Annotated in this window: 14 protein-coding genes, 1 tRNA gene and 1 pseudogene; 8 read left to right on the forward strand and 8 right to left on the reverse strand. The window is 66.6% G+C overall.

What is annotated here, in order from left to right:
• Window positions 1–134: 134 nt before the first annotated feature.
• Together ACE5CZ_RS02915 and ACE5CZ_RS02920 are read right to left on the reverse strand one after the other, a co-directional pair.
• Window positions 135–208, reverse strand: a tRNA-Arg gene (locus ACE5CZ_RS02915).
• A gap of 60 nt (window positions 209–268) precedes the next feature.
• Complete coding sequence (locus ACE5CZ_RS02920) at window positions 269–1,363, reverse strand: hypothetical protein (protein WP_374945866.1); 1,095 nt, start codon at window positions 1,361–1,363, stop codon at window positions 269–271.
• Window positions 1,364–1,488: 125 nt separating this feature from the next.
• On the opposite strand from ACE5CZ_RS02920, the gene ACE5CZ_RS02925 reads away from it, so the two are divergent.
• From ACE5CZ_RS02925 to iolD, 6 genes and pseudogenes are all read left to right on the forward strand, one after another.
• Window positions 1,489–2,079, forward strand: a complete 591-nt coding sequence (locus ACE5CZ_RS02925; protein ID WP_374945867.1) for a TetR/AcrR family transcriptional regulator — start codon at window positions 1,489–1,491, stop codon at window positions 2,077–2,079.
• Window positions 2,080–2,214: 135 nt separating this feature from the next.
• A pseudogene (gene iolC, locus ACE5CZ_RS02930) lies at window positions 2,215–3,186 on the forward strand (5-dehydro-2-deoxygluconokinase).
• Window positions 3,183–4,064 carry a deoxyribose-phosphate aldolase gene (locus tag ACE5CZ_RS02935; RefSeq protein WP_374945868.1) on the forward strand — a complete coding sequence of 294 codons (882 nt, stop codon included), beginning with the start codon at window positions 3,183–3,185 and terminating at the stop codon, window positions 4,062–4,064. The pseudogene iolC and the gene ACE5CZ_RS02935 overlap by 4 nt, the downstream one beginning before the upstream one ends.
• A gap of 37 nt (window positions 4,065–4,101) precedes the next feature.
• Entirely contained in the window at window positions 4,102–5,595 is a 1,494-nt protein-coding gene (locus tag ACE5CZ_RS02940) for a CoA-acylating methylmalonate-semialdehyde dehydrogenase (RefSeq protein ID WP_374945869.1), read from the forward strand.
• 69 nt (window positions 5,596–5,664) lie between these two features.
• Entirely contained in the window at window positions 5,665–6,627 is a 963-nt protein-coding gene (gene iolB, locus ACE5CZ_RS02945; RefSeq protein WP_374945870.1) for a 5-deoxy-glucuronate isomerase, read from the forward strand.
• Window positions 6,624–8,516, forward strand: a complete 1,893-nt coding sequence (gene iolD / locus ACE5CZ_RS02950) for a 3D-(3,5/4)-trihydroxycyclohexane-1,2-dione acylhydrolase (decyclizing) (RefSeq protein WP_374945871.1) — start codon at window positions 6,624–6,626, stop codon at window positions 8,514–8,516. The genes iolB and iolD overlap by 4 nt, the downstream gene beginning before the upstream one ends.
• Here iolD and ACE5CZ_RS02955 read toward each other — a convergent pair.
• Window positions 8,489–9,532, reverse strand: a complete 1,044-nt coding sequence (locus ACE5CZ_RS02955) for a LacI family DNA-binding transcriptional regulator (protein ID WP_374945872.1) — start codon at window positions 9,530–9,532, stop codon at window positions 8,489–8,491. The two genes, iolD and ACE5CZ_RS02955, sit on opposite strands and share 28 nt — an antisense overlap.
• A gap of 50 nt (window positions 9,533–9,582) precedes the next feature.
• Here ACE5CZ_RS02955 and ACE5CZ_RS02960 point away from each other — a divergent pair, with 50 nt between their 5' ends.
• On the forward strand, window positions 9,583–11,466 hold the full coding sequence (locus ACE5CZ_RS02960) for a glycoside hydrolase family 2 protein (protein ID WP_374945873.1): 1,884 nt from the start codon (window positions 9,583–9,585) through the stop codon (window positions 11,464–11,466).
• A gap of 10 nt (window positions 11,467–11,476) precedes the next feature.
• Here ACE5CZ_RS02960 and ACE5CZ_RS02965 read toward each other — a convergent pair whose 3' ends face one another.
• The 4 genes from ACE5CZ_RS02965 to ACE5CZ_RS02980 form a co-directional block, all read right to left on the reverse strand.
• Entirely contained in the window at window positions 11,477–12,238 is a 762-nt protein-coding gene (locus ACE5CZ_RS02965; RefSeq protein WP_374945874.1) for a GntR family transcriptional regulator, read from the reverse strand.
• Window positions 12,239–12,431: 193 nt separating this feature from the next.
• Complete coding sequence (locus ACE5CZ_RS02970) at window positions 12,432–15,050, reverse strand: discoidin domain-containing protein (protein ID WP_374945875.1); 2,619 nt, start codon at window positions 15,048–15,050, stop codon at window positions 12,432–12,434.
• A gap of 23 nt (window positions 15,051–15,073) precedes the next feature.
• Window positions 15,074–16,477 carry a DUF1996 domain-containing protein gene (locus ACE5CZ_RS02975; protein ID WP_374945876.1) on the reverse strand — a complete coding sequence of 468 codons (1,404 nt, stop codon included), beginning with the start codon at window positions 16,475–16,477 and terminating at the stop codon, window positions 15,074–15,076.
• An 83-nt stretch (window positions 16,478–16,560) separates the two neighbouring features.
• Window positions 16,561–18,747, reverse strand: coding sequence for a discoidin domain-containing protein (locus tag ACE5CZ_RS02980; RefSeq protein ID WP_374945877.1), 2,187 nt, complete (start codon window positions 18,745–18,747; stop codon window positions 16,561–16,563).
• 321 nt (window positions 18,748–19,068) lie between these two features.
• On the opposite strand from ACE5CZ_RS02980, the gene ACE5CZ_RS02985 reads away from it, so the two are divergent.
• Window positions 19,069–20,115, forward strand: coding sequence for a LacI family DNA-binding transcriptional regulator (locus ACE5CZ_RS02985; RefSeq protein WP_374945878.1), 1,047 nt, complete (start codon window positions 19,069–19,071; stop codon window positions 20,113–20,115).
• 6 nt (window positions 20,116–20,121) lie between these two features.
• Here ACE5CZ_RS02985 and ACE5CZ_RS02990 read toward each other — a convergent pair.
• Window positions 20,122–22,391, reverse strand: a 2,270-nt coding sequence (locus tag ACE5CZ_RS02990) for an alpha-mannosidase (RefSeq protein WP_374945879.1), incomplete at its 5' end; no start/stop codon positions are given.

Below are 22,391 nucleotides of genomic sequence, written 5' to 3' on the forward strand. Positions count from 1 at the left end.
TGTTCAAAAACCCTGTTCCCCACCACGGGCCACCCGCCACCCCGGGGGTGCCCTTGTTATACAACCCCCCCAGGTTGGGGTTTTTGCCTGCGAAAAAAAAAAAGCGACCCGCTTTCGCGAGTCGCTTTTTGTTGTGCGCCCTAAGGGATTCGAACCCCTGGCCTTCTGATCCGTAGTCAGACGCTCTATCCAGCTGAGCTAAGGGCGCGGGTCAAGACCAGATGAAATTCTAGCACGTCATTCGAGGCCCCTCTGCGCAGCGTCGAGGTCAGCGGGCGCCGACCAGTTCCGGCTCGAACTTCATCTCCGGCTCGGGGGCGACGTACTCATTCTCGATGTCGACCGAGACGCCCGCGCGGAAGTGCCCGATGGCGGCCAGCACCAGCCCGGCCGCGGCCCACCCGGCAAGAACCAGCCACGGGAACGTCGTGGGTGCATCCGGAAAGTAGGAGAGGTCTCGCAAAAGGGTCGCGCCCGCTCCCGGCGGGAACCACTGGCCGATGAGCCCCCACGGCTGGGGCAGAAACTCCATCGGCTGGGTCGCCGCTGAGATCGGGTTGGCGATGAGCAGGAAGAGCACGGGCCCCACGGCGATTCCGGCGCGGCCGACGAGCGACGCGACACCGACGATCGTGGCACTGACCGCGAGCAGAGTGAGCGCGATCGCCCCGACGTTCACCAGGTAGTCGCCCTGCAGCGCGCCGAACCAGCCCTGCAGGATGCCGGCGAGCGAGAAGCCGGCGATGACCACGTAGACGGTGATCGCCACGACCCGGCGCCACGCGCCGACGATGAGAGTGGATGCGAGGATGCCGCCGAGCATGCCGCCGAGCGTCAGCGGAAAGGCGGCTGCAGTGAGCCCCGCGCCCCGGGGATCCGTGTCGGCCAACGGCACGACGTCGGTCGCCGGCACGACGATCGGCTTGGCGAGCGAGACACCCTGGGCGGCGAGGGATGCGTTGAGCTGGGCCGCAAGCTTTGGCGCGACGCCCGTGAGCAGCTGGCTCACGATCGGGCTGGCCGCCGATGAGGTGAGCACCTCGGGAGAGTCGCCGAGGATGATCGCACCGTAGACCTCGCGCTTCTCGATCTGCGCAACCGCGTTGCCGCGATCGTTCGATTCGACGAATGCGAAGGTGTCGGGAGCAGACTCGGCGAGGGCTGCCTCGACCTGCTGCACCGCAGCATCCGGGCCCGCCACCGCAAGGGGAACGCTCTTGACGCTCGAGGCGACCGACGGCCACGAGAACGCCAAAACCATGATCGAGACCACGACGGCGAGGATGAGGCCGACGCCGGCGATGCGCTTCCAGGGGGTGGGCGGCGGAACCATGCGGATGCTGCGAGCGTGGGCGTGGGCCATGGAGATTTCTCGATTCGTGAAGACTGAGAACAAAACAGAATGTTCGTTCTTTATAAGAATGAATCATGGATAGGATCGAAGTCAAGGAACGATCGTTCTTTTTTCGCAGTGTTCAGGAGGTGCGAATGCCCAAGGTCACAGAGCAGTACCGGGAGGCGAAGCGCGACGAGATCGCCGAGGCGGCGTTGCGCTGCTTCGCCAAGAAGGGGTTCGGCGCGTCAATGGCCGACATCATCTCGGATACGGGCCTGTCTGCGGGCGCGATCTACGGACATTTCGAGAGCAAGCACGAGGTCATGCTCGCCGTCTCGCGGCTCATCATGGCCAGCCGCATCCACGACCTCGAGGCACTGTACGCGCTCGAGCGCGCGGCGGCGCCAAGCGAGGTGCTGAGCCGAGTGCTTACGGGGCTGGCGCGCGATGTCGGCGACCCCGGGCTGCTTCTGCAGGTCTGGGGCAGATCGATCGTCGAAACAGGTATGCGCTCGATCGTCTGGGAGGTCTTCGGCGAGCTGCGGAATGCATACCGGCGGCTGTTCGCGGCGTGGGCCGCTCAGAACAGGGGCCTCGACGAGACGCAGGCGCTCGAGTGGGCAGAAGACCTCATTCCGGTGGCGATCGGACTCGCCCAGGGATACATCGCGCAGTCAGCGCTGTTTCCCGAATTCGACGGCCCCGCGTACCTCGCGTCTGTGCACGAGCTGCTGCCGCACTGAGCAGCTCGCCGGCCGCAGGCACTTGCGCGAGGTGCACCGTGGTAACTAGAGTCGAGTTGTCCATATGTCCTTACATTGTCGTGAGACGCTGCTGCGAACGACAGTTCTCAGACCGCAGAAAGCTGTCCGCCCAGCATGACCGATCACTCCCCCGGCCTAACCGATGTTCCTCTCGACCTGATCACGATCGGCCGGGTCGGCGTCGACATCTATCCGTTGTAAGACGGGCCGCTCGAAGACGTATCGACGTTCGGCAAGTACCTCGGCGGCAGCGCGACCAACGTCGCCGTGGCGGCGGCTCGCCACGGGGTGAACTCGGCCGTGATCACCCGCACCGGCAACGACCCCTTCGGCACCTATATCCACCGTGAATTGCTGCGCCTCGGCGTGAGCGACCGCTTCGTCTCGGGCGTCGAGGGCCTGTCGACGCCTGTCGTGTTCTGTGAGCTATTTCCGCCCGACGACTTTCCCCTCTACTTCTATCGGCAGCCCAAGGCACCCGACCTCGTCATCCACACCGAAGAACTCGACCTCGACGCCATTCGGTCGGCCAGGATCTATTGGTGCACCGCGACCGGGCTCTCGGAGGAACCGAGCCGCAGCGCCCACCACGACGCGTGGGATGCCCGCGGCCGAGCTCCCTTCACCGTGCTCGACCTCGACTACCGCCCGATGTTCTGGGAATCGGCCGAACAGGCATCCAGCGAGGTCGGCCGAGCACTCGAGAAGGTCACCGTCGCTGTCGGCAATCGCGAAGAGTGCGAGGTGGCCGTGGGCGAGACCGATCCGCACCGGGCGGCGGATGCACTGCTCGAGCGCGGGGTCGAGCTGGCCATCGTCAAGCAGGGCCCGCGGGGAGTCCTGGCCAAGACCACAACCCAGACCGTCGAGGTTGCGCCCTACCCCGTGACGGTCGTCAACGGGCTCGGCGCCGGCGACGGATTCGGCGGCGCCCTCTGCTACGGTCTGCTGAACGACTGGCCGCTCGAAGATACCCTGCGCTTCGCGAACGTGGCCGGCGCCATCGTGGCCGGCCGTCGCGAGTGCTCGACGGCGATGCCCACGACCGCCGAGGTCGACGACATGATGCAGGGACTCGACTCATGATCGCGCTCGACTTCGCCGCCCTCAGAGACACCCGCGCCGCGTACCCCGGTCGGGTCGCCGAGGTGCTCGCAGGCCGCACCCGGCGTGAGCTGATCCGGGGCGACGGATGCCTGTTCATCGTCGCTGCGGATCATCCGGCCCGCGGGGCGCTCGCGGCGGGTCCGAACGAAGACGCGATGGCCGACCGCTACCGGCTGCTCGAACGGCTCGCCATCGCCCTCTCCCGCCCCGGAGTCGACGGGGTGCTCGGTACCCCCGACGTCATCGACGACCTCGCACTTCTCGGCCTGCTCGACGACAAGATCGTCGTCGGATCGATGAACCGCGGCGGTCTCAAGGGCGCCTGCTTCGAGATGGACGACCGGTACACCGCATACGACGTCGACAGCATCGTGCGAGACGGCCTCGACTTCGCCAAGAACCTCGTGCGCGTCAACCTCGGCGACTCGAGCACGGCCGACACGCTCGAGGCCACCGCCCGTGCCGTGAGCCACGCGGCCGCGGCCGGCGTGCCGATCATGCTCGAGCCCTTCATGAGCGAGTGGGCCGACGGCCGTATCCGCAACGACCTGTCGACGGATGCCGTCATCACGTCGATCGCGATCGCATCCGGTCTCGGCAACTCGAGTTCGCATACCTGGCTCAAACTCCCCGTCGTACACGACATGGAGAGGGTCATGGCCTCGACGACCCTGCCGACGCTGCTGCTGGGTGGAGATCCGACGGGCGACCAAGACGACACCTTCGACTCCTGGCAGCGCTCGCTCGCCCTGCCCGGAGTGCGCGGCCTCGTAGTCGGGCGAAGCATCCTCTATCCGCAGAACGGAGACGTCACGTCGGCCATCGACATCGCCGCCTCCCTCGTGCACCGGGCCTGACCCCCGCACCGAGCGCCACCTCCAGAAGGAAGAACACATGACTCTCCCCGTCGTCACGCATTGGATCGACGGCGCCGAACGCGCCAGCGCATCCGGTCGCACCGCTGAAGTCTTCGACCCCGCCCTGGGTGTTGCCACCAAGCAGGTGGCGCTCGCCGACGCGGCCGACATCGATGCGGCCGTCGCATCCGCCCAAGCCGCGTTCCCGGCGTGGCGCGACCTGTCCATCACCAAGCGGCAGCAGATCATCTTCCGCTTTCGCGAGCTGCTGAACGAGCGCAAGGGCGAGCTGGCGCTCATCCTGACCAGTGAGCACGGCAAGGTGGTCTCCGACGCGCTCGGAGAGATCGCCCGCGGCCTCGAGGTCGTCGAGCTCGCAACCGGCTTCCCGCACCTCATCAAGGGCGAGTACTCCGAGAACGTGTCGACGGGCGTCGACGTGTATTCGACGAAGGCGCCGCTCGGCGTCGTGGGCATCATCAGCCCCTTCAACTTTCCGGCCATGGTGCCGATGTGGTTCTTTCCGATTGCGATCGCGGCCGGAAACACGGTGGTGTTGAAGCCCAGCGAGAAGGATCCGTCGGCCGCCAACTGGCTCGCGGCCCTCTTCACCGAGGCCGGGCTGCCCGACGGCGTCTTCACCGTGCTGCACGGCGACAAGGTCGCCGTCGACGGCCTGCTCGAGCACCCCGATGTGAAGAGCATCTCGTTCGTCGGATCCACCCCGATCGCGAAATACATCTACGAGACCGCGGCCCGCAACGGCAAGCGGGTTCAGGCGCTGGGCGGCGCGAAGAACCACATGCTCGTGCTGCCGGATGCCGACCTCGAGCTGGCAGCGGACGCCGCCATCAACGCGGGCTTCGGTTCGGCCGGCGAGCGCTGCATGGCCATCTCCGTACTGGTGGCCGTAGAGCCCGTGGCCGATGACCTGATCGAGAAGATCACCAGCCGGATGGCCGGCCTCACGATCGGCGACGGCCGCCGCGCCTGCGACATGGGACCGCTCGTCACCGAGACGCACCGCGACAAGGTCGCCTCCTACATCGACATCGCCGCTGAAGACGGCGCGACGGTGGTCGTCGACGGCCGCGGCGTCACCGTCGACGGCGACCCCAACGGATTCTGGCTCGGCCCGACCCTCATCGACGCCGTGCCCACCGACTCCCGCGTCTACACCGACGAGATCTTCGGGCCGGTGCTGTCGATCGTGCGCGTGACGAGCTACGAGGAGGGCGTCGCCCTCATCAATGCGAGCCCCTACGGCAACGGCACGGCGATCTTCACGAACGACGGAGGCGCGGCCCGCCGCTTCCAGAACGAGGTCGAGGTCGGAATGGTCGGCATCAACGTGCCGATCCCGGTGCCCGTGGCGTACTACTCTTTCGGCGGGTTTAAAGACTCGGCCTTCGGAGACTCGAAGGCCTACGGCCAGCAGGGATTCCACTTCTTCACCCGCGAGAAGGCGATCACCTCGCGCTGGCTCGACCCCAGCCACGGCGGCATCAACCTCGGCTTTCCGCAGTCGTAGGCCTGCCCCGGCCGGCACACCGATCACGCATCACCGATCACCCAACCGAACTCGACGAAGAGGATTGTCATGAGCCGCAACGCCGACCGCGACTGGTTCTACTCGCGCGACCGGCTGGCTCGCGACGGCTGGGCGGCCGTGGTCGACTCGTCGATCAACGGCTGGCGCTACACCGGGCTGCGAGTTGCCGAGCTCGGCGGCGATGCCGTGCTGCGCGCCGAGCCGATCGAGCGCGTCATCGTTCCGCTGTCGGGCTCGTTCACCGTGCGCTATCGAACGGATGCCGCGGGCGACGAGACGGTGCAGCGGCTGGCCGGCCGCGAGTCTGTCTTCCACGGCCCCACCGACGTGCTCTACCTGCCGATCGGCACGAGCGCCACCATCGAGGGTCGCGGCCGGGTCGCGGTGGCCGAGGCGCCGGCGACCGTCGCCCATCCGGTCGCCTATCTCGCGGCATCCGAGGTGCCCGTCGAACTGCGGGGAGCGGGACGATCGAGCCGACAGGTGCACAACTTCGGCACTCCGCAGGCCCTCGCCGCAGATCGCATCATCGTCTGCGAGGTGATCACCCCGGCCGAGAACTGGTCGAGCTATCCTCCGCACAAGCACGACGAATCCGTGCCGGGCAGCGAATCCCGCCTCGAGGAGATCTACTACTTCGAGACGGCTGTCACACGCGGAGCCGCGGCCCCTGCGACGGCCGAGCCATTCGGCTATATGCGCACCTACTCGTCGGATGCCGGCCCGATCGACACCCTCGCCGAGGTGCGCACGGGCGATGTCGCGCTCGTGCCGTTCGGCTGGCACGGGCCCTGCGTGGCGGCCCCCGGCTACGACCTCTACTACCTCAACGTCATGGCGGGGCCGGATGCCGAGCGCAGCTGGCTTATCACCGACGACCCGGCGCACGCCTGGATCCGCGACACCTGGACGGGACAGGACGTCGACGCCCGGCTCCCGTACACGGCTTCCGATGCATCCGGTCCCAACGCATCCGCAGACACAGAGACAGAGACAGGCACATCGCTATGACCACCCGCCGTATGACCGTCAGCCAGGCTCTCGTCGAGTTTCTCGCCCACCAATTCACCGTCGACGGCGCGCACCGCGAGCGCACGATCGCGGGCACCTTCGGCATCTTCGGACACGGCAACGTGGCCGGAGTGGGCCAGGCGCTCAAGCAACTCTCGGTCGACGAGCCCGGTCTCATGCCCTACCACCAGGCTCGCAACGAGCAGGCGATGGTGCACGAGTCCGTCGCATACTCCCGCATGACGCGACGTCGATCGACCTTCGCCTGCACCGCATCCGTGGGGCCCGGCGCAACCAACATGCTCACTGGAGCAGCGCTCGCCACGATCAACCGCCTGCCCGTGCTGCTGCTGCCGTCGGACACGTTCGCCACGCGGGTCGCCGACCCCGTGCTGCAGCAGCTCGAGCTCCCCCACGATGCGAGCGTCAGCGTGAACGATGCGTTCAAGCCCCTCTCCCGCTTCTTCGATCGGGTGCAACGCCCCGAGCAGCTTTTTTCTGCGGCCCTCGGCGCGATGCGGGTGCTGACCGACCCGGTCGAGACGGGAGCCGTGACGATCGCGCTTCCCGAAGACGTGCAGGCCGAGGTCGTCGATGTTCCGGCCGAATTCCTCGCCGACCGCGAATGGCGCCTGCGCCGGCCCCGACCCGACGCCGGCGTGATCGCGGAGGTCGTGCGCGCCATCCGCTCATCGTCACGGCCGCTCATCGTCGCCGGCGGCGGCGTGATCTATTCGGATGCCGCGGCCGCCCTCGCCGCGTTCGTCGAGGCGACCGGGCTGCCGGTCGGCGTATCCCAGGCCGGCGTGGGAGCGCTCGCCTGGGATCATCCGCGATTTCTCGGGGCGGTGGGTGCCACGGGCACGACCACGGCGAACCGCGCCGCCGCCGAGGCCGACCTCATCATCGGCGTCGGCACTCGCTACAGCGACTTCACCACGGCGAGCCGCACCGCGTTCCAGAATCCGCACGTTCGTTTCATCAACATCAACGTCGCCTCCTTCGACGCCGTCAAGCACGGCAGCGCCATACCTGTCGTCGCCGACGCGCGCGAGGCGATCGTCGAACTCACCACCGCCCTCGCCGGCTACCGCGTCGACGCCGACTTCGAGTCCGACTACTCCCGCGCGAAGAGGCAGTGGAATGCCGTCGTCGACGAGGCCTTCACGCCGCGGGGCCGCGACCTGCCGAGCCAGACCGAGATCATCGGCGCCGTGCAGAAGGCATCGGATGCCCGCGACGTGCTCATCTGCGCCGCCGGATCGCTGCCGGGCGACCTGCACAAGCTGTGGCGGGTTCGCGACGATCTCGGCTATCACGTGGAGTACGGCTACTCGTGCATGGGCTACGAAATCGCCGGCGGCATCGGTGCGGCCCGGGCCGACGCGACCCGGGATGCGATCGTCATGGTGGGCGACGGCTCCTACCTCATGATGCACACCGAGATCGTCTCGGCCGTCGCCGAGGGCATCAAATTCATCGTCGTGCTCATTCAGAACCACGGCTACGCCTCGATCGGCCACCTCAGCGAAGACGTGGGATCTCAGCGATTCGGCACTCGATACCGGTTCGCTGGGTCTGACGAGCGGCTGCCCGTCGATCTCGCGACCAATGCCGAGAGTCTCGGCATCCGGGTCATTCGGGTCGAGCCCGGGCCGGATGCGATCGCCGACCTGGCCGCGGCCGTCGCGTCGGCGAAGGCGTCGGCGACAGCGACGCTGATTCACATCAACAGCGATCCTCTGCTCTACTCCCCCGACGGTGGAGGCTGGTGGGACGTACCCGTCGCGCAGGTGTCCACCCTCGACAGCACGCAGCAGGCGCGCGCACACTACGACGTGAACCGCGCGTCGCAGAGGCCCTACGTCGGACCGGCCCCGACCGGATAGTCCGGCCCTGGGTCTGGCGCACTTTCGCGCACGAGGATCCGGTGCTCGATCGTGAGGTGACGGCCCGGTCCGTCGTATCCGCTCAACCGTTCGAGGAGCATGTCCAGGGCTCGCTCGGCGAGCATCCGGGTGTCAGGCGCCACGGAGGTCAGCGTCGGCATCGTGCTGGCGCCAAGGCCGATGGCGTCCCACCCGATCACGGCGACGTCGTCTGGCACAGCCCTCCCCCGCCGCTGGAGTGCCCGGAGTGCTCCGATAGCCGCGAGATCGTCTCGACACAGCAGGGCGTCCGCGTCGAAGCCGCGATCCAGCGCGCGCTCCATCCCCTCCTCTGCACCTCGGGCGTCGCCCACCGTGGTCGACACGAGCAGGCTCGGATCGGCATTCAGACCCGCGCGGGCGATCGCCTGCCGATAGCCCTCGAGTCGAAGCGAGGACGTTCGCGATAGGCGTTCGATCTCGTGACCGAGAAAGCCGATGCGCGTGCGCCCCAGTGCGACCAAGTGCGTCGTTGCCTCATCGGCAGCGCTGACATTGTCGATTGCGAGCTGGTCGGCGGCAGCGGGATGCGGATCTTCGCCGAGGAAGACGACGGGCGTCGTGCGACGCAGCTCGTCAAGCGCTCCTGCCGTGAGAGCCTGTGGGTGCATGATGAGCCCGTCGACTGTGCCCGCCTCTCGGTTCGAGAGGACGGCGCCCTCGCCCGAAGCGGTGCCACCGGTCTCGGAGATCAGCAGCCCGTAGCCCCGTTCGTCGGCGACCTGTGCGAAGACGTGCGCGAGCTCGGCGAAGTACGGTCGTCTGAGATCGGGGAAGGCGAGACCGATCATGTCAGAACGTCCGGTGGCGAGGCTGCGCGCACTCCGATGCGGTCGATACCCGAGCTCGTCGACGACTGCCTGCACCCGCTCCCGCATCGCCGGGCTCACGTGGCGGTAGCCGCGTACGACGTTCGCGACCGTTCCGACAGACACTCCGGCGCGCCGTGCCACATCCTGCAACGTGACCGCGTCCATCGTGCAATCGTAGCGTTGACACGAATTTGTAGCGCTATAAAATTCTCCTTATGACCGCCATCGATCGCCCCTCCGACCTCCGTCACGCGTCTGCGTCCGCAGTCGCAACCGCCCCCCGGATCCGCGCCAGCCGTCAGGACGGCACCTACCCCCGCCCCCAGCTGCTCAGAGAGCACTGGACGAACCTCGACGGCGTCTGGTCGTTCCGGTACGACGATGAGGACCGCGGACGCGATGCCGGCTGGGACGCCGGCCGCTTCGGGCAGGAGCGCACCATCGTCGTCCCGTTCCCGCCAGAGTCTCCGGCCTCCGGCATAGGCGACTCCGGCTTCCATCCGATCGTCTGGTACGCCCGCACCATCACCTCGGCAGACCTTGAGCAGGCTGGACGATCGGCTCTTTCGCCCCGGATCGTGCTGCACTTCGGTGCGGTCGACTACCGAGCCAGCGTCTGGATCGACGGATACTTCGTCGGCGAGCACGAGGGCGGCCACACGCCGTTCTCCTTCGACGTGACGACGCGTGTCGACGACGACGACGACCACACGATCGTCGTCCGCGTCGAGGACGACCCGGTCGATCTCACTCAGCCTCGGGGCAAGCAGGACTGGCACCTCGAGGCCCACGCCATCTGGTACCGCCGCACCACGGGTATCTGGCAGACCGTCTGGCTCGAAGCGGTGCCCGAGGTCTCGATCGCGAATCTGCACTGGGTGCCGCTCGACCGCGAACGCATCTCGGTGCGGGCGCACTTCAGCCGCAAAACCGAGGCCGGCAGCCGACTGCGGATCGCTCTGCACTGGGACGAAGGCGACGAAGGTCTGGGCACCGTGGAGACCGTCCTCCCGGCCGCAGCAGATCACCTGGAGCTCGTCGTCACACTGGCCCGGCAATTCAACGGGCAGGCCGAGGACGAACTGTGGTGGAGCCCGGAGACACCGCGCCTCGTCGACGCCCAGGTGAGCCTCATCAGCCCGGCGGGTGTCGCGCTCGACACTGTCGCGTCGTACCTCGGTGTGCGCACGGTCGCAATAGAGCGCGGACACTTCCTTTTGAACTCGAGCCCCTACGACGTGCGCTCGGTGCTCGAGCAAGGCTTCTGGCCAGAATCGCACCTCGCGGCGCCTTCCGCCGAGGCCCTGCGCCGGGAGGTCGAGCTCATCAAGGACCTGGGCTTCACCGCGGTGCGCGTCCACCAGAAAATCGAGGATCCGCGGTTTTTGTACTGGGCCGATCGTCTCGGACTGCTCGTCTGGGGCGAAGCGGCGAACGCCTACGCCTTCTCTCCGACAGCGGTGCAGCGGCACATGCGCGAGTGGATGGACGCGGTGCACCGTGACATCTCGCACCCGTCGATCGTCACCTGGGTGCCGATCAACGAGAGCTGGGGCGTGCAGCACATCGTGTCTGATCCGGCCCAGCAGGCGTACGCGCGCTCACTGGCCGATGTGACCCGGGCCCTCGACCCGTCCCGCCCCGTCCTCTCGAACGACGGTTGGGAGCACGTCGACTCGGACATCCTGACCATCCACGACTACGAGGGCGATAACGAGGTTCTCGCGCGCACCTATGCTGACGACGGCGCCAGGCGCCGGGCGCTCTCCGGCATGGGTCCCGCTGCTCGTCGCATCCTGGTCGATGGCGCCGAAGACGAAGGACAGCCGGTGATGCTCACCGAGTTCGGCGGCGTGAATTACCAGCTGGGAGCGCGACGGGAGGACGGCTGGGGCTACACGGCAGCAGTCGACGGCGACGACTGGCTCCGCAAGATCAGCGGCCTGTACGACGCCATCCGCGCCAGCTCATTCCTCGCCGGGTCGTGCTACACCCAGCTCACCGACACCATGCAGGAGACGAACGGCCTCCTCACCGACGATCGTCAACCGAAGATGCCGGTCGAACTCATCCGCCGGGCCGTGACCGGAAAGGATTGACCCGGGGGCGTTATTTGTCGACGAGGGTGATTTCGAAGGAGTAGAGGTCGGGGCGGTAGGCGTGGTGGCCGAACTCGACCGCGCGGCCGGAATTGTCGAACGCGGTGCGATCCATGGTCAGCACGGGGTCGTGTCTGTCGATCTGCAGCAGGGCACTCTCGATCGACGTCGCGCGACGCGCTCCGATGTTCTGGCGAGCCACTCGGATCGTCACTCCCTGGTCGCGCAGCACCTGGTAGAGGCCGTGCTTCGTCAGGGCTGCCTCAGTGGTCGTAGCGAGATCGGCCGGCAGGTAGTTCTCGAGAATCGCCAGCGGCACCCCGTCGGCGTGCCGCACGCGCTTCATGTGCAGAACGGGCGCCTCTGCTGCAAGCCCGAGGCGCTCGGCGACCCGCGCATCCGCGGGAATCGTTTCGAGCAGCAGCAGCTCGGTAGTCGGCGTGCGATGCTCGCGAGCGAGGTCTTCGTAGAGGCTGGTGAGCTCGACCTTGCGGCTGACCTGACCGTGCACCACCTGCGTACCGATCCCCCGGCGGCGCACGAGCAGACCCTTGTCGACGAGATCTTGGATGGCGCGGCGCACCGTAGGTCGAGAGAGCCCGAGCCGCTCGCCCAGCGCGACCTCGTTCTCGAGCCGAGAGCCGGGAGGAAGGCGGCCGTCGAGGATGGCATTCTCGATGCGGGTGGCCATCTGAAAATAGAGCGGAACCGGCCCGGATCGATTGAGATCCATGAACAAGCCGTCCGGGAGCGTCTGCGCTAACTGCTGCATAGTGGGCTCCCGCAATCCCTCAGGCCGTCATGTTCGAACAATGTTACCGGAGTGCGACACTGTCCGTTATCTACCTCGTCGGCGCATTGGGGGTAGACCGAGTCCGAACACAGGTCAGACTCCTCAAAGGTGCCGTTACAGGCACCTTTGAGGAGTCGTCGCCCTAGCTATTGCGAGATTACGTCGGCACCGCTCAGTTGAATGCGCCGAAATAACTGGGGATCGTGTCGGTTCCGCTCGCCTCCTCTCCTAGCTCGTTGATAACGTGCGTGATGATGCCGTTGCCACCGAGCGATACGGTCAGCAGGTTTCGCAACTGCACACCGGGAACATCCGGCGCCTCGAATCCGCTTTCCGTCACGATGCTCGGGTCGGCTTCGTTGAACGAATACGCTCCGAGACCCCACGCCTGGTGCTGCGTGACGCTGTCGCCGACCTTGTAGCTGGCCCAACCGAGCGTGTCGCCGTTCATCCACGCCGCCTGGTTCGGCGGGTCGTAGGCCAGCTCGCTCTGGTAGAACACGGTGCGACCGCGCTCACCGTTCCAGACCGTGTTGTGCTGCTGGAAGTGCTCGACGAACAGACCGTACGCGGTCACGTCGTCACCGTTCACCACCAGTCCACGATCGGCAGTGTTGACGTCCCAGCCGATCCCTTCGCCGTGGTCACCGCGCCACGACCAGATGTGATCGATGAGCGTGTCATCGCTGTTGACCACCAGAGCGTCATCCACCTTGCCGGCGACCGCACCTCCGACGCGGAGGAACACGTCGTGCAGCGAGATCGGGTTGTCGGCGTGATCGGCCGACGATCCGGCTGCGCCGACCTCGAGCAGCACCGGCGCGTGCGTCGTGCCCGCGTCGAACAGCACGCCGGCGAGCTTCACGCCGTCGACGTCGGCCACCTTCATCGCGGCCACCCCGCCGTCATTGACGATCGTGGCGTAGCCGAGTCCGAGCACGACGGTGTCGGCACGGTCCACCTCGATCGACTCATCGACGTGATAGACGCCCGGAGTGAGCAGCAGGTTGAGTCCCTGATCCAGCGCCGCGTTGATGCGGTCTGCCGAATCGCCCGGCTGGGCGACATAGAACTCGTCCAGCGGCACCGAGGTACCCGGTGTCTGGCCGCCCTCCCACGTCGTGCCGCGTGCGTCAGTGGCGAGATCAGGAACGAAGACGGCGAAGTCGTCGCCGGCCCAGTACAGGTACGGCTTCTCGCGCACGAGCGGGCTCGTGTCGAGAACCGTGTGCGATGGGTTCGGGAAGCTCGGCGGCGGGGATCCCTCGACACCCGAGAACACCATGTTCCACACCGACCCCTCCCACGATCCGAACGAGGAGTCGCGGCTCAGCCACTGCTGCTGGGAGTAGGAGCGCACCGCGCCGTCGACCTTCGAGTCGGCGATGAAACCACCGCTGGACCAGCCGTAGCTCGACGGAGCAAGCGAGAGGTCGCCCTTCACATGCACGCGTCGCATAGGAGCGGCTTGCGAAACGGCCCAGCGGGCCTCGCCGGTGTGCGGCACGATAGAGAGGTTCTCCACGGAGCGCCAGAAGTTCTGCGTCGCGTTGCCGCCGAACCACTGCGCGTCGACCCAGACGCCGCCGTTGATGGTGACGTCGTCGGGGTGCTGGCCGGCACCGCTGATGGATGTGTTGAATCCGATGTTCGCGTGCACGTCGTAGCTGCCTGGCTTGAACAGGAATTGCGTCCGCGCCGGACCGAACTGCTCTTTCTCCTGAGCGGTGAAGACCCGGTCGAGATCCTGCTGGATCTCAGAATCGGGCGTCGTGTCCTCGTAGACATGCACGTTCGGACCCAGGTCACCGCCGCCCTCGATCGGGCCGGTCGGGTCGGTCGGGTCGGTCGGGTCGACAGGGCCGCCGTCGCCGCCCAGCAGAACGCCCATCTCCCAGATCGAGTAGCCGTAACCGGTGCCCCGATCCACGCCCGTCATACGCACGTAGCGTGCCGAGCCCGCAGCATCCACGCTGTCATCGCCGCCGTCGCCGTCGCTCACGGTCGCCGCCGTGCGCCACGACGTGCCGTTGTCCGAGAACTCGATGAGGTAGTCCGACCCGAAGGCGGCTTCCCACGCGATGTCGACGGCGCAGATGTCGACGACCGCACCCAGATCGAGCTGGAGCCACTGGTCGTCGGTCGGCTCGGACGCCCATCGCGTTCCAGCCTGTCCGTCTACCGCCGCAGCCGCCGCGAACGGGCCTTCGGCCGACGACGCGGTTGCGGTGACCCCTGTCGCCAGAGTGTCGCAGTCGCCGGTCGGGTCGGTCGGATCGGTCGGTCCGGAGCCCCCACCTGCGACGCCGAACACCTGCGCCTCCCACAGTGAGTAGCCGTAGCCTGTTCCGCGCTTGGTGAACTCCACCCTGACATAACGCCCGACCCCGTCGAGAGGGACGACCTGCAAGCCACCGGCACCGCCGGTCACCGCGCCGACAGGGCTCCAGCTCGATCCGTCAGCGGAGGCCAGGACGGTGAAGTCACGGCCGTACGCTGCCTCCCAGCGCAGCTCGAGTCGATCGAGATCGGCCGAAGCGCCCAGGTCGACCTGCAGCCACTGCGCATCGCTGAACTCGCTCGACCAGCGGGTGTCGAGGTTGCCGTCCACCGCGCGGGTGGCCGCGTAGTCGCCCTGCACGGAGGATGAGGTGACCGCCTTATTCTGCGACAAAAGCGTGGATTCTGCGGCGTTGGCGGCGGTCATCCCTGTGGAGGCGAGGGCCGCGGCCATCAGTGCGGCGACGCCCACCGCCAAACCGCGCCGACGTGGGTGTGTTGTTCTCATCATTTCTCTGGTCCTCTTCATCGGGGTCACGGATTGGCAATCAGGTTGTAGTTCTCATCGAGCACGGCACCGCGGTGCGGCTTGTACTGGTCGTACCCCCGGGGGTTGCACTGCAGCCCCCCGTTGATGCACTGCGTCACAAGCCGATCGAGCACCTCGGGCTCCCAGGCGTTGAAGAAGTCGTAGTGCCACGACTGGTCCGAGCCGCTGGCGAGGCGCACGTCGCTCATGTCGCCACTCACGGGCCAAGAGATCTTGAACTCGATCATCGGCACGGCGACCGGGTTGCTCAGCGGGCATTGACCGTTGACGGGGTAGGCCATGTGCGAACCGTGGCCCATGTGCGCGGACGATTCAGGGGTGAGGTTCATGCCGTCCCAGCACGAGGGCGACTGATAGCGGATGTTCAGATCGCTACCCGGAGCGCAGTACTCGGGGATCGACCAGCTCTTGGAGATCTCGCCGCATTCCCAGCCCTCGACAGCGCCGGGAGCGGTGCGGAACGAATCGGGGGTCGCCATCATGTCACCCGCGACGAAGCGCAGCCCCTGGGGGAACGGCACCACCTTGCGGTAGTCAGTGATTCCCGACTTGTAGTAGATGGTCATCGGTATGTCGCTCGTGATCGGGGTGTCGCCTTTCATGAGCGCCGGGAACCAGTACGAGGACTTGTCCTGGGGAACGGTGCAGGTCGTCGCGGGGTTCGCCAGCAGCGACTCCGTGGTGGTGTTCGCATCGGTCGAGCGGTTGCCTACGAAGTTGTGCAGGTGGGATGCGCCCGGGCGGCCCGGGTAGACGATCGGGTCATCGTTCTTGAGGTGCGAGAACGTGCAGTTCGCCTGGAACTCGTGGTGGGTCACCTCGTCGGTGAAGACGGGCGGGTCTTCGGGGGTGACGACCTCGCCTTCGCCGTAGACTTCGAACTCTTCGATCGAATAGCCGTAACCCGTTCCGCGCTCGGTGCCGAGAACCTGCACGTACTGGCCTGCGCCGGCGAAGTCGAAGGTCTGCGTACCTCCAGTGCCGTCGACCACTCTCGCGACGGTCGACCATGTGCTGGCGTCGTTTGATACCTGCACGGTGAAGTCTTCGCCGTAGGCGGCCTCCCAATCGATCACGACTCGGGAGAGCGGATGGCTCTCACCGAGGTCGACGCGAAGCCACTGCTGGTCGGTGGGCTCACTCGCCCATCGCGACGACCGGTTGCCATCGACGGCGAAGCGAGGTGCGAGGCCGCCGGATTCGGAACTGGATGCGGCGGTCAGCGCGTCCTTCGACAACAGCGTCGCTGGTGCCGCCGCGGCCGCCTGTGTGGCGACGAAGGCGGTGCAGACCAATCCGAGCGCGGCGAGACCCGACAGAGCTGCCATCGCAGCCCGGGGCCGACGCACACGCGACCTGGTCTGCGTGGGATCGGGGACATGGTTCATGATGCTCGCTTCCTGAAAAAAGTTCCCCCATGAGGAATCGCGCGGCCGGGCCGGTGGGGGAACCCGGCCCGGGCCGCGCATGTTCAGTTGGTGCGGTAGATCCCGACCTCGTACAGCGAGAAGCCCCAATCGGTGCCGCGCTCGGTGAGGTTCAGTCGAACGTAGCGGGCGGTTCCGGCCGCATCGAAGCTGTCGATGCCGCCGTTCTCGCCAGTCACCGTCTTGATGGTCGCCCAGGTCGCGCCGTCATTCGAGGTCTGAACCTCGTACGACTTCGCGAAGGCCGCCTCCCAGACGAGCTGGAACTTGTCGAACGACGTCGGCTGCCCGAGGTCGACCGTGATCGAGCCTGTGTTTCCCCACTCGCTCGACCAGCGGGTCGCGTTGTCGCCGTCGAAGGCCCGGGCGGGAGTGTAGTTGTCGCCCCACGTCTGGAAGCTCGAGGCCTCAGCCGACTTGCCGACGGCGACGTTGGTGCCGTTTACCGCGGGAGGAACGACCCGGAACGATCGCGTCTCCACGCCCACGTTGCCCTTGCCGTCCTCTACGAAGACATACGCCTTCCAGACGCCCAGCTTCTGCGGCGCCACCACGGTGATGTCGTTCCCGCTGCGCTGGTGCTCCACGTACTCGACCCCACCCGCTCCGTCGATGTACTTCGAGTTGAAGAACGTGACGTATTTCAACGGGTCGCCGTCGGGGTCGCTCACCGCGAGCTGGAAGGTGAACGGCTCGCCGGCAACGATCGAGGTCGACCCCGGGATGTTCATCGAGGAGATGCGCGGCGAGCTGTTGGCATCCTGCGCCGAGCCGTTCCATATGTCAGCGACCGCGTAGTAGCTGGGTCGCTTGTTGTCGCCGGGGTTCACGTTGAACCACACGCCGCCGAAGTCGCCCTCGAGCCCGTAGTGGAAGAACGTCGCACCGAGCCCGACACCCTCGTGGCCGATGATGCAGCGCCAGGAATCGACCAGTGCCTCGGCCTTCTCCACATCGGTGGGCTCGTTGGGCACGCCGTTGATGTCGTCGGGCACTTCCCACTCACCGGCTGCGCCACCCTCGGTGACGATGTACGGCCAGTCGTAGTCGCCGTCTTCCCATGTCTGCTCGATGTTGCAGACGTCGCCGTAGGAGTTCACGGCGAGAAGGTCGAGCGCCGGCGTGTTCGCCTTGTAGTACGGCCACGAGCCAGTCCAGGCGTCGGTCGACGTCACAGGGTGGTTGGGGTCGATGGCCTTGATGGCCACGGCCACCTCGTTGATGTAGGCGGCGTACGCGTTGCGCTCAGCTTCGAGGACGTCTCCGGAGAAGCAGTTCTGCAGACCCAGCAGCGACTCGTTGCCGACGCTCCACATCAGGGTCGCCGGGTGGCTCTTGTAGGTCTCCACCCAGTTCAGGATGTCGGCCTTCTGCTCCGCCTTGTACTTTTCATCGGTCGTGTAGTTGATGCATCCGCCCGAGCCCGGACCGCCGCCGGGCGCCAGCCAGAAGCCGTTGATAACCCTCACGCCGTGGCGCGCCGCGGAATCCAGGAGAGTCTTCGTGTCGGCACCGGTGCCCCAGGTGCGGGTTGTGTTAGCGCCTGTGGCTACCAGGCCAGGCATATAGGTGTCGGCTTCAGCGATGGGAGGGCCCCAGGTGAAGCCCTTCACTGTGAACGGTTTGCCATCCACGGAAAGGTCCCACGCCCCGTTGCCGCCGGTCACTTCAACCACGCTGGCCGATGTGAAGGGCCCCGGCTGGTTCGGGTGTCCGGGGTCTACGTCACCGGGTTCGGGCTCCGGATCAGGATTGCCGACTCCGCCGGTCTCACCGAACACCTGGAACTCCCACAGGGAGTAGCCGTAACCGCTCGAACGCGTCGTGCCCGTCAACCGTACGAATCGCCCTTCGCCCTCCACTGACAGCGACTCGACGCCGCCCGGGCCGGCGGTGCTGGTGTGAATCGTCTTCCAGCCGGACGTTCCTGTGTCGGAGACTTCAATCGTGTACGCGGTTGCGTGCGCGCTCTCCCATGTCAGGTCGACACGCTCGATGGAAGACAGCTCGCCGAGGTCGACCATGATCCATTGGGGGTCAGCCCACGAGCTTGCCCAGCGAGTACCTGGATCGCCGTCGAACGCGGCGGAAGCGGGCGTGTAATCGGCATTCTCGACGGAGGAGGCCGTGGCGACCTTGCCTTGGGACAAGTTCGTCGCTGCGGCCTGCGCGGCGCCGGGGACGAGCAGGCTCGAACCAACCAACGCGGCGCCCAGGGCGAGCGCGAGCATATATCTCTTATTAAGTCGGGGTCTTAGGGCGGTAAAAGTCACAGTTGCAATCTCCAGTGGTTGTGCCGACGAGGTCGGCTGAGCGTCTCTTCGTTGAGCCATCCCACGCAGTTCTGGATCGTGGGATAGCGCTCTCAGTGATTCGAGTAGTTTTGCGGAGTCTTCGCAGGTCTGTCAATAGATATCGCCTATCCCGAACCACGTTTTCGCGAGCCTGTAAGGGATCAACGGCCAAAATCTGGGAACCGTTCCTGATTGTTGATCATCAGGGGTAGCTATTTCGGAAAGCGCTATCGGCGAGCAGTGATATATGCTCGACAAATGGAGATCACCGGAGAGGGCAGAACCCCGACTCTTGATGACGTCGCTCGAGTGGCCGGTGTATCGCGGGCCACTGCGTCTCGAGCAATCCGGGGCACTCGGGGCGTGGCGCCACGACTCCAGGCGATTGTGAGCAGCGCAGTAGCCGAGACGGGATACGTTCCCAACCGTGCGGCGCGATCTCTCGTTACCGGGCGCACCGGCACTGTCGTGATCGCTGTCTCAGGTACGGATGCGAAACCCGACACCAAGACGGGTGAGGGCGACCTGCTCGGCGACCCCTTCTTCGGTCGTTTGGTAGGCGGCATTGCTCGCACTCTGGGAACCCTCGACACGCATCCCGTTCTGCTTCTCATCGAATCTGATGCCGACCGCGCGAATGTTCTCGGGATGGTTCGAAACGGGGTGGCTGACGGTGCTCTGCTCGTCTCGACTCGTGCTCACGATCCACTCCCCCGCTCTTTCGCCGATGCGGGCCTGGCAGTGGTGAATTTTGCGCGCCCGCCCGACGATGTCGGCCTCAGCTACGTTGATGTCTCCAATTACGACGGTGGCCGACTCGCTGCCGAACATTTGACGGGCCGGTCAGCCCGCCGCATCGCCTTCATATCGGGTCCACCGGATGTTCAGAGCGCTCAAGATCGTGCACGTGGTTTCCGAGACTCGTTGGCACGAAGCGGTCAAGGCTTTCCTCCGACCGCGACAGGCAATTTCACTCTCGAGAGCGGCGAGCGTGCCATGACGGACCTCTTGAAGGCTGATAACGGCATCGACGCGGTCTTCGCCGCGAATGACCTCATGGCGTTGGGCGCGATTCATGCGCTTCACGCCGCCGGCAGGCGTGTACCCGACGACGTTGCCGTCATTGGTTTCGATGATTCCGTGATCGCGATGATGATGCGTCCCGCCCTCACCACCGTGCGTCAGCCGCTCGAGGACATGTCCGCGCACATGGCGCGCATGATTGTGCAGCGCGTGCGCGAACCGTCCACGCGACCCTCATCTGTCATCTTCGATCCTGTCCTTGTCGTCCGGGGGACCGCGTGATGTTTCTCAGCTCGTCGCGACCGAGACGTTTTCAGCGCGGGGTGCGCGAAAGCGCAGCGTCACCAGTTCGAACGGCCGCAACTCCAGCTCGACCGTACGCTGCGACGACGCGCGAATGGCCGTGCCGGGCGCCGTACGCTCGAGCAGGTCGGTCGACGAGACGTCGAGCCAGTCGATCGATGTCGTCAGCTCGGCCGTGGACCGATCGCCGTGCGCTTCGTAGAGTCGCACGACCAGGTCGCCGCTGCCGTCCTCAGCGAGCTTGACCGCCTCGACGACGATCGATGGATCGGACACCGACACCAGCGGGGCCACCGGCGTGCCGACGAGGGGCCGCGGGGGCAGGCTCTGCCGATAGCCGTCTTCGATAGCCTCGGGGATGCCCCCGGGGCGCAGGCTCACGGTGAATTCGTGCCGCCCCTGGTCGGCGTGCGGATCGGGGTAGTGCGGGGCCCGCAGTAGGGAGAGCCGCGCCATGGCCATGGGCCGGCCCGACGGCGCGGTCAGCGTGCGGATGTCGTGCCCGTAGACAACGTCGTTGGCGATAGCCACGCCCCACGAAGGCTCGCCCACCTGGATCCAGCGATGCGCGACCGTCTCGAACCGCGCCGCGTCCCACGACGTGTTGCGGTGGATCGGCCGGTACAGGTGGCCGAATTGAATCTCCGATGCGGCCCGGTCGGCCCGCACGTCGAGGGGGAAAGCGAGCTTCAGCAGCTTCTGCGATTCGTGCCAGTCGATGTCGAACGAGAGGTCGATGCGGCCGTCGACGAGTCGGATGCGCAGGTCGATCGACGAGGCGCCGAATTCATGGCGAATGGCGACCGCGTCGCCGTCGAGCGACACCGAGACCGGGTCGAGCAGCTCGCGCCCCGACCGCTGGTCCTCCTCGTTGATGTCCCAGGCGTCCCACTCACGCGGGGTGTCGCGCAGCAACTGCAGCACGCCTCCCGCCAAGGAATCGGGCAGAACCTCACGTGCCGCCACGAGGTCGCGCACGCCGATGAGCGCGCCGCGGAAGTCGACGACGACCCGCAGCCGCGCATCCTCGAGAACGAAACCATGGGCATCCGATGTCGGGATGGCCGGGGTCGCCGTGGACACGGGCCCGATGCCCATGCCCGCCACACCGAGCTGCGCGAGGGGGCCTGCATTCGCGGCCAGCGATTCGTCGCCGTCGCCCGCGAGGGCCGTCAGCGATGCGTCGATGACGGCATTGAGAACCGTAGCGACCCGCGCGTACGCGGCCTCGGCGTCTTGGTGCACCCAGGCGATCGACGAGCCCGGCAGGATGTCGTGGAACTGCTGCAGCAGAACGGTGCGCCAGGCATCCTTCAGCTCGGCCACCGGATACGGCGCGCCGCAGAGGATCGCGGCCGTGGTCGCCCACAGTTCGGCTTGGCGCAGCAGGGCTTCGCTGTGGCGGTTGCCGCGCTTGGTCTTGGCTTGCGAGATGAGGGTGCCGCGGTGCAGTTCGAGGTACATCTCCCCGACCCACACGGGCGGTTCGATGAGCTCGGCAGACGCCTTCTCGAAAAAGGTGTGCGGGTCTGTGAGGGTGACTCGAGGTGAGCCGTCGAGGTCGCGCTTGCGGGCGGCCTGCGCCAGCATCTCGCGGGTGGGCCCGCCTCCGCCGTCGCCCCAGCCGAAGAGGCCGAGCACCTCGCGCGCCTTGCCCTTCTCGCTGAACGTGCGCTCTGTGCGCGCCAGGTCGGGTGCGCCGAGGTCGGAGTTGTAGGTCTCGGCGGGCGGAAAGTGCGTGAACACCCGTGACCCGTCGATGCCCTCCCACTCGAAGCTCGAGTAGGGCATCGTGTTGGTCTCGTTCCACGACGGCTTCTGGGTCAGAAGGTAGCGCGCCCCGGCCGCGCGTGCGATCTGCGGCAGCGCGGCCGTATAGCCGAATGAGTCGGGAAGCCAGACCTCGTCGGTCTCGATGCCGAACTCCTCGCTGAAGAACAGCTTGCCGAAGACGAACTGGCGCACCAGCGCCTCGCCGCCGGGCATGTTGGTGTCGGACTCGACCCACATGCCGCCGACAGGCCGGATGCGCCCGGCCGCGACCGCGGCGCGCACCCGTTCGAAGAGCTCGGGCTGGCTCTGCTTCACCCACGCGTACTGCTGCGCGCTCGACGCGGCGAAGATGAACCCGGGGTCGCGGTCGATCAGGTCGAGCACGTTGGAGAACGTGCGCGCGACCTTGCGCACGGTCTCGCGGGCGGGCCAGAGCCAGGCGCAGTCGATGTGGGCATGGCCGACGGCCGAGACGCGGATGG

Origin of the sequence: Agreia sp., assembly GCF_964263775.1 — a bacterium.
Taxonomy (GTDB): Bacteria; Actinomycetota; Actinomycetes; order Actinomycetales; family Microbacteriaceae; genus Agreia.

What these genes read in the sequence shown, in the direction of transcription:
- ACE5CZ_RS02920 (WP_374945866.1), bottom strand. Translation starts at nt 1,363, where the DNA reads ATGGCCCACGCCCACGCTCGCAGCATCCGCATGGTTCCGCCGCCCACC.
- ACE5CZ_RS02925 (WP_374945867.1), top strand. Translation starts at nt 1,489, where the DNA reads ATGCCCAAGGTCACAGAGCAGTACCGGGAGGCGAAGCGCGACGAGATC.
- ACE5CZ_RS02935 (WP_374945868.1), top strand. Translation starts at nt 3,183, where the DNA reads ATGATCGCGCTCGACTTCGCCGCCCTCAGAGACACCCGCGCCGCGTAC.
- ACE5CZ_RS02940 (WP_374945869.1), top strand. Translation starts at nt 4,102, where the DNA reads ATGACTCTCCCCGTCGTCACGCATTGGATCGACGGCGCCGAACGCGCC.
- iolB (WP_374945870.1), top strand. Translation starts at nt 5,665, where the DNA reads ATGAGCCGCAACGCCGACCGCGACTGGTTCTACTCGCGCGACCGGCTG.
- iolD (WP_374945871.1), top strand. Translation starts at nt 6,624, where the DNA reads ATGACCACCCGCCGTATGACCGTCAGCCAGGCTCTCGTCGAGTTTCTC.
- ACE5CZ_RS02955 (WP_374945872.1), bottom strand. Translation starts at nt 9,532, where the DNA reads ATGGACGCGGTCACGTTGCAGGATGTGGCACGGCGCGCCGGAGTGTCT.
- ACE5CZ_RS02960 (WP_374945873.1), top strand. Translation starts at nt 9,583, where the DNA reads ATGACCGCCATCGATCGCCCCTCCGACCTCCGTCACGCGTCTGCGTCC.
- ACE5CZ_RS02965 (WP_374945874.1), bottom strand. Translation starts at nt 12,238, where the DNA reads ATGCAGCAGTTAGCGCAGACGCTCCCGGACGGCTTGTTCATGGATCTC.
- ACE5CZ_RS02970 (WP_374945875.1), bottom strand. Translation starts at nt 15,050, where the DNA reads ATGATGAGAACAACACACCCACGTCGGCGCGGTTTGGCGGTGGGCGTC.
- ACE5CZ_RS02975 (WP_374945876.1), bottom strand. Translation starts at nt 16,477, where the DNA reads ATGAACCATGTCCCCGATCCCACGCAGACCAGGTCGCGTGTGCGTCGG.
- ACE5CZ_RS02980 (WP_374945877.1), bottom strand. Translation starts at nt 18,747, where the DNA reads ATGCTCGCGCTCGCCCTGGGCGCCGCGTTGGTTGGTTCGAGCCTGCTC.
- ACE5CZ_RS02985 (WP_374945878.1), top strand. Translation starts at nt 19,069, where the DNA reads ATGGAGATCACCGGAGAGGGCAGAACCCCGACTCTTGATGACGTCGCT.